We start from the raw sequence: 2566 nt of genomic DNA, 5'->3' as shown, positions 1-2566 counted from the left end.
CAGTTCGGGCATATTCTCGAAATTCATGCCGTAGATTCCGGCAATCGCGGTAGGCACCGCGAGGATCGCGGCCCAGGCGGCAAGCTGACGCGTGATCGCACCCTGGCGCTGCTGTTCGAGCAGGTGACTCGCCTCGAACACCGAGATCAGGATGTCGCGGATGCCGGTGATGGCGCTCTCAACCCTGAGCATGTGATCGAGCAAATCACGGAAATAGGGTTTCCTTCTCACGATCTGGCTTTTGAGCCATTCGAGCATGGAATCTTTTGCCATCATGGGCGTCGTCGTCGCTCTCGGCAGCATCGTCTACCGGGCCAGCATCCGCCGGTCATCAACGTAGGGGTCACGACGGTGGAGCGAGCGGTCGGCTCTTCAAGCCCAACGCGATCGGCTCATTTCTCGCTCACCAGTCGTGAACTAACGGCAAATTTGTCAGAATTTGAGGGTGAAAGTGATTTATGGCCCTCATTTTTGTTTCAAGCAGCGCCTGCCGAATGCATCTCTGCGATTGATGTCTTCTGCAAAAGCTTGTTGGCATCGGATGCTCGCTGATCACACCTAACCCGTAATCGTGCCTCTGGCTGACATACCCGACAAACGTATAAGCTCGCCATGCGCGGGCGTCACCAACCCAATTCCGCGTGCGATCCCAAGCGCACAAGCTGCAAGGTGTCGTCATCGGGCTTGCGGTAAATCAGCACGAGGTCGGGCTTTATGTGGCAATCGCGATGGTCGCGCCAGTCGCCGGTCAGCGCATGGTCGCGGTGGCGCGGTTCAAGCGGCTCGTCGGATGCCAGCGCCTCGATGATCGGGATCAGGTCAGCGTCCAGCGTCTTGGCGTGCTGCCCCTTCTTCTCCCGCTTGTAGTCGCGCTTGAACCGCCCGAAGCGTTCAATCGTCCGCATTGAGGTCGGCCATCAGGTCGACCACCGTGGCGAACCGCTTGCCCTTTCCCTCGCGCGCTTCCTTCATGGCCTCGATCGTCTCGGCATTGGGCACCAGCGGTTCAAACGGCAAGGCCTTGTCGCGGGCAACGCGGGTCAGCATCAGGCGCACGGCATCGGAGACGGTCAGCCCCATAGCAGCCAGCACGGTCGCGGCTTCCTCCTTCACCGCTCCGTCGATCCGGGTCTGCACAAGAGCGTTTGCGGCCATGTCGATTTCCTTTCTGCATGACGATGTAATGCAAGCGAACGCAAAGTGCAATCAGGCAAAGCCCCGGCTATCGACATGGCGACCGGGCTTCGCGTTTTTCACCTTCAATGCTGTGAGTGCCATCGGTTCGGGGCCCTGATCGGGAATGTTGGGGCCGTTCTCACACTTTCGGTGGGCAAACGGTCCCACAATCGTTCCCACATTTTGGGCCAAATTCAGGCAAATCAGGGAGACGACCGCGAACAACTTACAAGACAAATCGTTGCTTTTTCAGTGTAGGTAGGGGTAGGGACGCCATCAGCTCGCTTGACACAAGGTTCTACACTCGACAGCGGGGTCCTCTACCACCGGGCAATTCTGCAGGATGCTGCAAACCGCGCGATATCAATGGCGGGCGAAAATTCGCTGACCGGCGCTGCCGAAGGCCACCACCGTATAGGGTTGGCGGGCAGCGCCTGCCACTTCCATGCCCTCCGAACCGATCGGCATCCCCGCAACCGCAATGCCTTTGACGCCCGCAGGACGGGTCGCCAGCAAGCGCTTGACGTCGGATATCGGGACATGGCCCTCGATCATATAGCCATCGACGATCGCGCTGTGGCAAGATGCCAGCGTCCGGGGCATGCCGGCCTTGCGCTGAAGCTCGCTGCGCGACGCATCGTCACGCATGACGACCTTGCGTCCCAGCTTCGCGCGCACGGCCTGCGCCCACTTCTCGCAACATCCACATCCCGGATCCCGGTGGACGACGATATCACTGGCCGCAAGCGCTACGCCGGGCATGGCGAGGAACAGCAAGGCGACGAATAGGCGGGTCTTCATGAAATGACTCCCGGAAGAACGATAAGCATGGGGCAGAGGCCCCTTCTTTTCTATACGCATCAATGCGCCCCTCCCCTCATCACGCAGATGATTTTACGATGGCGGGCGGCCTCCAGGCTAGCGGCAGGGACACAAGCAGCGCTAGCGATAGACCACCAATCCCCCACAGAACGAGCGGCTGCGCCCCGGGAGCGACGATGGCTATCGCCAGCGGCGCGAGCGCCTGCCCGATGCTGGCGGCGGAATGCTGGAAACCGAGCTTCACGCCTGAAGGGGCCCCGCCGCCGCTGATCCAGAAGCTGGTGACCAATCGAAGGGTTGCCGAGCTCCAGCCGGCAGCAACGATGATCCCACTGAGCTCGGCCATACTCGCGGCGACAGGAAACATGAAAAGTGCCACAGCCAGCAGGCCCAGCGTCAATCCGGCAAGCCGCCTCGGCACAGTGACCAGCCAATCCAGCTTTGCATGGAAGATCTGTGCCGCCAGCATGCCCAATCCGCAGAGACTGAGCATCCAGGCGATCTCTTCGCGGCTCAGCGAAATGGCGCTCCGCGTCACCAGGAGATTGACATGCATCGCCGCCAGCCC

The 2566-nt window shown here is 60.6% G+C and carries 3 protein-coding genes and 2 pseudogenes; all 5 read right to left on the bottom strand.

The annotated features are described in order from the left end of the window. Positions 1 to 222 (bottom strand): annotated as a pseudogene (locus QOL62_RS19650) (CorA family divalent cation transporter); the annotation flags it as partial. Between the two features lie 401 nt (positions 223 to 623). Continuing rightward, positions 624 to 905 (bottom strand): type II toxin-antitoxin system YafQ family toxin, encoded by a 282-nt coding sequence (locus QOL62_RS19645; protein WP_004212690.1) that lies wholly within the window; start codon positions 903 to 905, stop codon positions 624 to 626. After that, complete coding sequence (locus QOL62_RS19640; RefSeq protein WP_004212689.1) at positions 892 to 1155, bottom strand: type II toxin-antitoxin system RelB/DinJ family antitoxin; 264 nt, start codon at positions 1153 to 1155, stop codon at positions 892 to 894. The genes QOL62_RS19645 and QOL62_RS19640 overlap by 14 nt, the downstream gene beginning before the upstream one ends. Before the next feature lie 384 nt (positions 1156 to 1539). After that, positions 1540 to 1977, bottom strand: a complete 438-nt coding sequence (locus QOL62_RS19635; protein ID WP_007683347.1) for a DUF411 domain-containing protein — start codon at positions 1975 to 1977, stop codon at positions 1540 to 1542. 79 nt (positions 1978 to 2056) lie between these two features. Further along, positions 2057 to 2566 (bottom strand): annotated as a pseudogene (locus QOL62_RS19630) (MFS transporter); the annotation flags it as partial.

This window comes from Novosphingobium panipatense, from assembly GCF_900182875.1.
Taxonomy (GTDB): Bacteria; Pseudomonadota; Alphaproteobacteria; order Sphingomonadales; family Sphingomonadaceae; genus Novosphingobium; species Novosphingobium panipatense.
The sequence above is the reverse complement of the archived record's forward strand: the minus strand, read 5'-3'. Positions and strand labels throughout refer to the sequence as shown.

Coding starts and splice junctions, on each gene's coding strand:
- QOL62_RS19645 (WP_004212690.1), bottom strand. CDS start 905: ATGCGGACGATTGAACGCTTCGGGCGGTTCAAGCGCGACTACAAGCGG.
- QOL62_RS19640 (WP_004212689.1), bottom strand. CDS start 1,155: ATGGCCGCAAACGCTCTTGTGCAGACCCGGATCGACGGAGCGGTGAAG.
- QOL62_RS19635 (WP_007683347.1), bottom strand. CDS start 1,977: ATGAAGACCCGCCTATTCGTCGCCTTGCTGTTCCTCGCCATGCCCGGC.